At 45.3% G+C, this 8,201-nt stretch carries 6 protein-coding genes; all 6 read left to right on the top strand.

Going from position 1 to position 8,201, the window contains the following annotated elements:
- A partial coding sequence (locus PHG22_03050; protein ID MDD5490749.1) for a MopE-related protein occupies window positions 1–1,133 on the top strand: 1,133 nt, incomplete at its 5' end.
- Between the two features lie 277 nt (window positions 1,134–1,410).
- A complete protein-coding gene (locus PHG22_03045; protein MDD5490748.1) occupies window positions 1,411–2,397 on the top strand; it encodes a radical SAM protein in 987 nt (328 codons plus the stop codon).
- A 3-nt stretch (window positions 2,398–2,400) separates the two neighbouring features.
- Window positions 2,401–3,822: an O-antigen ligase family protein gene (locus PHG22_03040; protein ID MDD5490747.1), complete on the top strand. Its 1,422-nt coding sequence runs from the start codon at window positions 2,401–2,403 to the stop codon at window positions 3,820–3,822.
- Between the two features lie 3 nt (window positions 3,823–3,825).
- Entirely contained in the window at window positions 3,826–4,917 is a 1,092-nt protein-coding gene (locus PHG22_03035; protein MDD5490746.1) for a glycosyltransferase, read from the top strand.
- On the top strand, window positions 4,895–6,154 hold the full coding sequence (locus PHG22_03030) for a glycosyltransferase (protein ID MDD5490745.1): 1,260 nt from the start codon (window positions 4,895–4,897) through the stop codon (window positions 6,152–6,154). Before PHG22_03035 ends, PHG22_03030 begins: the two co-directional genes overlap by 23 nt.
- The gene (locus tag PHG22_03025; protein ID MDD5490744.1) at window positions 6,117–8,189 is read left to right on the top strand and encodes a putative glycoside hydrolase; all 2,073 of its coding nucleotides are present in this window, start codon (window positions 6,117–6,119) and stop codon (window positions 8,187–8,189) included. Before PHG22_03030 ends, PHG22_03025 begins: the two co-directional genes overlap by 38 nt.
- The last annotated feature ends 12 nt before the right edge of the window (window positions 8,190–8,201 follow it).

The raw sequence follows: 8,201 nt of genomic DNA, 5'->3' as shown, positions 1-8,201 counted from the left end.
GAGACAATGACTGTAACGGCGTGGCTGACAACGGCCTGACCTGCGCTTGTAATCCGTCCGTGGAAATCTGCGATGGCGTGGACAATGACTGTAACGGTCTAATTGACGACGGGTTTGCGGGGTTGGGCGATGCCTGCACTGACGGAGTCGGTGCCTGCTTACGCCGGGGGTTTGTCCAATGCAATGCCACTCAGGACGCTACTGAATGTTCGGTTGTGGCCGCCGCTCCCGGAGTAGAAATCTGCGACGGCATAGACAACGACTGTAACGGCGTGGCTGACAACGGCCTGTCCTGCGATTGCAACTCTGAAACCGAAGCCTGCGATGGACACGACAACGACTGTGATGGTTTTGTTGACGAGGACTTTGCCAACTTAAATGGCGAATGCCTGGTCGGAACCGGCTCCTGCGCCAGACGCGGTTATTACATCTGCCAAGGCGGAGGCGTAGCCTGTTCAGCAACAGCTGGTACTCCGGTAGCAGAGTTCTGCGATGGTAGAGACAATGACTGTAACGGCGTGGCTGACAACGGCCTGACCTGCGCTTGTAATCCGTCCGTGGAAATCTGCGATGGCGTGGACAATGACTGTAACGGTCTAATTGACGACGGGTTTGCGGGGTTGGGTACTCTTTGTGAAGTTGGTATTGGTGCTTGTTATCGCGCCGGCTATAATGAATGTTCAACGGATAAACTATCTGTTGTATGTTCGGTGACCGCCGGCAGTCCTTCCACTGAAGTTTGCAACGGCATTGATGACAACTGCGACGGTGATATTGACGAAAGCCTTTCTTGTCCGTCGGCCGTTTTAGAGGTTGACTGCGCCCCGACTGACCCGGGCTGTGCCATTACCATTTATTACGGCAATGGACAGACGGGAACAGGAACCGGTCCGGCGACTTTTACGCTTGACGCCGAGCGTTGCTCGTGGGGCGTGGATATTAATGCCCGCCGAGTAAGCGACAGCGCTTGGTACTCGGCAATTGGGTGGTTAGAAGACCTCGCAACCGAGGTCAATAATAATTCACTCACTTACGATATTTGCGCTGACAGTGACCAAACCTGTACTGGCGTAGTGACGGACGCCTACGGCACCAATCTCCACGTTGGGCCAGCCGACCTGCTTTGCCCATAGTTATTAACAATTTTCCAACCGTCCCGATATTATTTCGGGACGGTTTTTTAGTATTTATTCGTAAGAATTCCCCGCGGTCTTGTCCGCCCGCCCGGCTCGCTGAAGCGTAGATTATTTTTTCATATATTTCCCCTTCCCTTTTGTAAAAGGGAGTCCCGCCCCGACCCCGCATTTGCGGGGTCGGGGCGGGGAGGGATTTAAGGCTAAGAGTTCGTTTTATTGTCTTTTCCCCCTCTTTTTGCTAAAATAACAGAATAATCAGATAATTTTTAAATCAATGTCCAAAGTAAAATTGCCGATAGACGCGGTCATTGCCGTCACTTATAAATGCAATTCCCGCTGTACTATGTGCAATATCTGGCAGTTAAAAGATACTCCGGAAGTGCCAAGAGAATATTTCCGACGGTTGCCGAAATCTTTGCGTTACGTGAATATCAGCGGCGGCGAACCATTTTTAAGGCAGGACTTGGCGGAGACCATTAAAATAATCAAAGAGACGTGCCCCGCCGCGAAACTTATAATTTCCAGCAATGGCTTTGCCACCCCGCTTATTATTGAAAAGATGAGGGAGATTTTAAAAATAGACCCGCCAATCGGCGTGGCGATTTCCATAGACGGAGTAGGGGAAATGCACGATAAAATTCGCGGCATACCCGGCGGTTTTGAAAAAAGCATGGCCACGGTTAAAGAATTGCAAAAACTCGGTCTGACTAATTTGCGGCTGGCTTTTACGGTGTCGCGGGGCAATATTAGTCATCTGAGCAAGGTTTATGACTTAGCCAATGAGCTGGGCGTTGAATTCACCTTGGCGCTGGCCCAGAGTTCGGAATTCTTTTTTGGCGGCAAGGAAATTTTAGATAATCCGCCGACGGAAGAACTCACCAAGCAGTTTGGCTATTTGATAAAATCCGAACTTAAGAAAAATAATCCCAAGCGGTGGGCGCGCGCTTATTTTGCGCAAGGGCTTTTAAATTTTGCTTTAACCGGAAAACAACCCCTGCCATCGCGCGCGGGTATGGATTATTTCTTTTTAGACCCTTACGGCGATATTTACCCTTCGGTGGTTCATAATTCAGTGATGGGGAATATTAAAGAAGAAGAGTTTGATAAGATTTGGTTTTCCGAGAAGGCTGATAAAATCCGCCGTTTGCTTACCGAACGTTCGCAGGAGGCCTGGATGATTTGCACCGCCCGCACTGCCATCCGCAAGTCGCCCTGGAAATTGGCCGGGTGGGTTTTAAAAAATAAATTTTTTAAATGGTAATCTATGCCGGATATTTTTACGAAAAATAAACTGCGCAATTTCAGCATAGCGGCCGTCTTTCTTATTCTGGCCGCGATTCTATCCTTTGTTATTCCTCCGGTTCTTCTTTTATTTGCTATCGCCGGGATTTTAGCGGTTATTTTTTTCTCTTTTTATCCCGAAGTCGGGCTTTATTCAATGGTGCTTATCTACCCTTTTATTTATTGGCAATTTTATTTTAAGACTCCGCCGCAGATTTTTACCGATTTACTGGAGGATATTAATGTTCCCTATATTGATATTTTAGCTATGACCGTTTTTGCCGGTTGGTTTTTGCGGATTCTTTATCTCCATTTTTCCGGACAAGAGAAAATGTCCTGGAAAATTTTTCCCGGACTCGGACTGTTCGTCGCTTTTATCGCCGTTTCCAGTTTGTCCCTCTTTAACGCCGAAAACTTCCTCGCCGGCGCTAAATTTATTTTGCGGCCGCTGACTTTCTTTTATTTGATGTTTGTGGTTTTGCCCTTTAACGTCATTAAGAATAAAAAAATTTTACTTAATGTCTTCCGTTGTTTTTTTCTGGTGGGAATTTTTGTCGCCGGCATGGGATTGTGGTCATTAATTTTTACCGACCGGCCAGGCTGGCTTAATCCCGCCATTCCGGTAGCCGTTTTCGGCGTGCATATTCTCGGTACCAATCATAACCTGATTGGCGAGGTTCTGATTTCCATCATCCCACTTCTGTTTATCCTTATGGAAAATGAGAGCCGGGAAATTCTGCGTCGCATTTATTTTTTAAGCCTGATTTTTTTGGTAGTTATCACTCTGCTCTCGCTTTCGCGCACCGCCTGGATTTGTCTTTTTATAGAACTGGCCCTCATGGTTTTAATCCATTACCGTCCTCGTGTTAAGGATTTGGCGTTTCCCGTTCTTATTTTATTATTAATCTTTTCGCCCATTTTAATTTTTATGGGTATGTACATAACAAGTTATACGGTGGAGCTTTCCAATTACAATAGAATTTTGATGACTGATATTTCCGTAGATATTTTTTCCAAACATCCGTGGATTGGCAATGGTGTCGGCTCTTTTCGCGACCAGCTGGCCAGCTATTATATTTATCTGGTGGAATTCGGCGAACCGTCGGAGGCTCACGGAGTTTTGCAGAAATTGTTGCCCGAGGTGGGAATTTTGGGCACCGCCACTTTTTTCGCGTTGTGGGGGTTTGTGCTTTACAAATTAATTTGGGTTTTTCGGAAAATAAAATCTTCGCCGGCTTGGCGTTTTGTGGTTTTAAATTGTATGATGGCCGCGGCGGGCAGTATGGTCTTTCAATTATTTAACACTTCTTATTTTGTTTCCAAGCTGTGGTTGCCTCTAGGTGTGGCTTTAGCCGCCGCTAATTTAGCGCTCCATTATGCCGGAGAAGAAGAATTATCCAAGTAGATTATGGAAAAATATCCGCTAAAAATAGTTTATGCGATTACGGCTCTCCCGCGAGGCGGAGCCGAGCGTTTTTTAGTTGACTTGCTAAAAAATTTAGACCGCCGGAAATTTGAACCGCAGGTTATTACCGTGGTACGCGGCGGAGAACTGGAAAGCGAAATTCGCGCGCTCGGCATACCGCTTACCGTTTTCCATAAAAAAACCAAGCTGGGGTTGGGCGTGATTTGGCAAATCTATAAATACCTAAGAAGAGAACGACCATTTATTTTTCATTCCCAGCTTTTTGGCGGCGATACCTGGGGCAGAAGCGCGGCGATTTTAGCCCGCGTGCCGGTGATTATCACAACAGAGCAGAATATCAATCTAGACGAAGGATTTTTTAAAAAGACAATCAAAATGATTTTGTCGTGGTTCACGGACAAAGTGGTGGCCATTTCCGAGGCAGTCAAAAACTATTCAATCTCTGTTGACTGCATTTCTCCTAAAAAAATGGAGGTGATTTATAATGGGACAGAGGTGGAAAAATTTTTGTGGTCCGGCCCCAAATTTTTTCAAAATAATCCGTCGATACTTTTAACCGTCGGGCGCCTTGAACCGCAAAAAGGGCATAAGATTTTATTCAAGGCCCTGAGCTTGATTAAGGAACTGCCGTGGAAATTGCGGTTGGTCGGCAAGGGAAGCTTAGAAGATGAGCTGACAGTTTCGGCGCGGGATTTGGGCATTGCCGAGCGTGTAGAATTTTTGGGCGGGAGGGAAGATATTTCCGGAATTTTAAAATCAGCCGATGTTTTTATTCTCCCTTCAATTTGGGAGGGATTAGGAATAGTGATTTTAGAAGCGGCATTAGCGGCGCGGCCGATTATTGCTTCGGCTACGGGAGGCATCCCAGAAATTATCAAGGATGGCGAGAGCGGCTGGTTAGTTAAACCCAAAGATTCCTTAGCGTTAGCCGAAGCGATTAAAAATGTTTTGGAGAATAAGGGCGAAGCCGAGCGTCGGGCGTTGTTGGCGCAGGCGGACGTTCGCCGGAGGTTTGACATAAAAAATATCACTAAATGTTACGAACAACTATATGAGGATCTTACTCGTCAATAAATTTTTTTATCTCCGCGGCGGGAGTGAGAGATATTTTTTTGAACTGAAGAAATTATTGGAAAGTCACGGACACGAAGTGATTTGTTTTAGCATGAAGGACGAGAAAAATTTCCCTTCTCCCCAGAGCGATTTTTTTGTGGCCAATGTTGATTTTGCCAGCCGCCGGGGTTTTTTCAGTAATATTAAAAAAGCCGGCCATTCTCTCTATTCCCCGGAGGCCCGCCGAAAAATGGAAGCGTTGATAAAAAAATACCGTCCGGAAGTGGCGCATTTGCATAATATTTCCCATCAGCTTTCCCCGTCAATTTTATCCATTTTAAAAGAATATAAGATTCCGACGATTCAGACGCTCCATGATTATCAGCTCATTTGCCCAAATTATAAATTATTTACCGAAGGCGCGGTTTGCGAGAGGTGCCGCCGGCACAGATATTACGAAGCCGTAATTCATAAGTGTATCAAAGAGTCGTATGTTGCCAGCGCTTGGGGAGCCTTGGAAATGGCCATCCATAAATCTTTACAAATTTATGAAAGGGTGCTAAAATACTACGTCAGCCCGAGCGTTTTTTTGGCTAAAAAACTTGAAAAATGGGGTTATCCGCCGGGGAAAACCAAGGTGGTTAATAATTTTATAGATTTGGCGGGTTATGAACCGAATTACGGCAACCGAGGTTATTTATTGTATTTTGGCCGTTTGGCCGAAGAAAAGGGCCTGCCGATTCTTCTAAAAGCCATTAAAGGTTTACCTGAAGTTAATTTGAAAATAGCCGGTGCCGGTCCGGAAGAACAAAGGATAAAAAAAATTATTATTAAAGAGAAAATTGAAAATGTGGAGATGGTTGGGTTTAAAACCGGACAAGAATTAGCAGAACTTATTAAAAACAGCATTGGCGTGGTAATGCCATCGCTGTGGTATGAGAATTATCCGTATAGTATTTTAGAATCGTTCGCTTACGGCAAGCCGGTGGTCGCTTCTGATTTAGGCGGGATTCCCGAGTTAGTAAAAGAAAATATCACGGGGCTACTTTTTACCGCGGGAGATTTTTCCGAGCTGAGAGACAAAATAAAGTCGCTTTATTCGCAGCCAAGACTGGCGGAGGAGATGGGACGACGCGCGAGAAAACTGGCGGAGGAACAAAATAATCCCGAAGACCATTATCAAAAAATAATTTTTATATACGAAGAGTTAAGAAAAAAATATGGCAAACCAGGGGAGACAAATAAGAAACATTTTTAAACTGGCCGGAATCCTGCTTTGTTTTTTATTTATCTTTCCTTTGGAAGCATTGGCCTTGGATGCCGATTTGGGATATCCCAAAATAGCCAATGTTTTTCTAAAATGGGGGATAAGCGAGGAGGAAGCCAAAGAGTTGTCGCGTTGGGATTTAGTGGTTATTGATATGGAAGCGCAAGTTTATACGCCCGGCGAGCTTAAAAAGTTGCGCGAATATAATCCCCGAATAATTATTTTGGCTTATGTCACCGCGCAGGAGATTCGCAGCGACGCCGCCGGTCTAGAGGGGACCTTAAGACAGAAGCTATTTTCTGGCATCAGCGATTCCTGGTGGTTGCGCAACGCCCGCGGAGAAAAAATCAGCTGGTGGCCCGATACCTGGCTCCTTAATGTTTCTGACGATTGCCCGTTGGTCAGTGATAAAAGATGGAATAATTATCTTACCGAGTTTGTTCATCAAGAAGTCATGTCCAGCGGTCTTTGGGACGGCATTTTTTACGATAATACCTGGAATGATATTGGCTGGCTTCGTAATTCTTCGGAAATAGATATTAATAATGACGGTCGCGCCGATACAGCACAATTTTTGAACAGCCGCTGGCAGGAAGGCATGGCAAAATTACTCCGCCAAAGTAGGGCGGCAGAGGGAGAAAAATATATTATAGGCAATGGCGGCAGCGCTTATCGCGAGATTATCAACGGTTCTTTATTGGAGCATTTTCCTTACACTATAGAAAATGATTGGGCCAAAACCTTAGCGGAATATTTTTTAATTAACGACGAGGGCAAAGAACCGCGTATTAATATCATTAACAGCAACACCGGCAACACCGGCAATAAGGAGGATTACCGGCATTTTCGTTTTGGGCTCGTCAGCACGTTGCTGGGAAACGGTTATTATAGTTTTGATTTTGGCGACCGAGAGCATAGTCAATTATGGTGGTATGATGAGTATGATATTTTTTTAAACGTTCCGGTTTCGGATTTTTATAATGTAGATAATAAAGACGACAAAAATTTTAAAGACGGGGTGTGGCAGCGCGATTTTAAGGGAGGGGTTGCGCTTTTAAACAGCGGCGCCGAACCTCGGACCGTCAAATTGGCCGGTGAATTTGAAAAAATCAAGGGAACGGAAGATTTAGAAACTAATGATGGCCAGATTGTGAGCGAGGTGGAACTGCCTCCGCTAGATGGGCTTCTTCTCCTTCGTCCGTTAGATAAAATAATCGGCGCTCCGTTTGTCAATGCTTCTTTCGCTAAAATTTTTAACCGCAATGGTAAAAGCATCCGCAACGGCTTTTTCGCTTACGAGGGAGATTTTAAGGGGGGCAGTAAGATAATAATTAAAGATTTAGACGGTGATAAGAAAAATGAGTTTATTGTTGCCGATAAAAACAAGGTGGCGATTTATGGTTCCGACAAAGTTTTAGCGGCGAGTTTTTATCCCTATGGCGGGAAATACGACAAGGGGATTAATATCGCTTTAGGCGATTTAGATAACGATGGGCAGGAAGAAATTATCACCGGCACGGAGGCCGGCGCTGGTCCGCAAGTGCGGATTTTTAATCGCTCCGGCCGGCCGTTAACCCCGGGATTTTTCGCTTTTGATAAAAAATTACGCGGAGGCGTCAATGTAGCGGTGGGTGACTTGGATGGCGATGGCAAAAAAGAAATCGTTGCCGGCGCCGGCGCGGGCGGAGCCCCGCAGGTTCGTGTCTTTAATAAAGATGGTAAACTTTTAAGCAAAGAATTTTTTGCTTATAATGCCGGATTTCGCGGCGGAGTGAATGTCGCGGTCGGCGATTTGAACGGTGATAATTTAGCTGAAATAATTACCGGTCCGGGTGCCGGCGGCGGCCCACAGGTGCGCGTTTTCAATAAAGATGGTAAAATGTTAAGCGCCGGATTTTTTACCTCTGATTCCAAACTGCGAAGCGGCGTTAAAGTTGTTTCCAGTGATGTGGACGGTGATGGTAAAGACGAGATAATCGCTTTGACTACTGACCCCTTCACCCTGTCTTCTTTAATCAAAGAATAATATAAATACTAC

The sequence above is a fragment of the Patescibacteria group bacterium genome (genome assembly GCA_028716045.1).
GTDB lineage: Bacteria > Patescibacteriota > Patescibacteriia > JAQUQO01 > JAQUQO01 > JAQUQO01.
Note: the sequence above shows the minus strand (reverse complement) of the source record. Positions and strands in the feature narration are given on the sequence as shown.

What these genes read in the sequence shown, in the direction of transcription:
- PHG22_03040 (MDD5490747.1), top strand. Translation starts at nt 2,401, where the DNA reads ATGCCGGATATTTTTACGAAAAATAAACTGCGCAATTTCAGCATAGCG.
- PHG22_03045 (MDD5490748.1), top strand. Translation starts at nt 1,411, where the DNA reads ATGTCCAAAGTAAAATTGCCGATAGACGCGGTCATTGCCGTCACTTAT.
- PHG22_03030 (MDD5490745.1), top strand. Translation starts at nt 4,895, where the DNA reads ATGAGGATCTTACTCGTCAATAAATTTTTTTATCTCCGCGGCGGGAGT.
- PHG22_03025 (MDD5490744.1), top strand. Translation starts at nt 6,117, where the DNA reads ATGGCAAACCAGGGGAGACAAATAAGAAACATTTTTAAACTGGCCGGA.
- PHG22_03035 (MDD5490746.1), top strand. Translation starts at nt 3,826, where the DNA reads ATGGAAAAATATCCGCTAAAAATAGTTTATGCGATTACGGCTCTCCCG.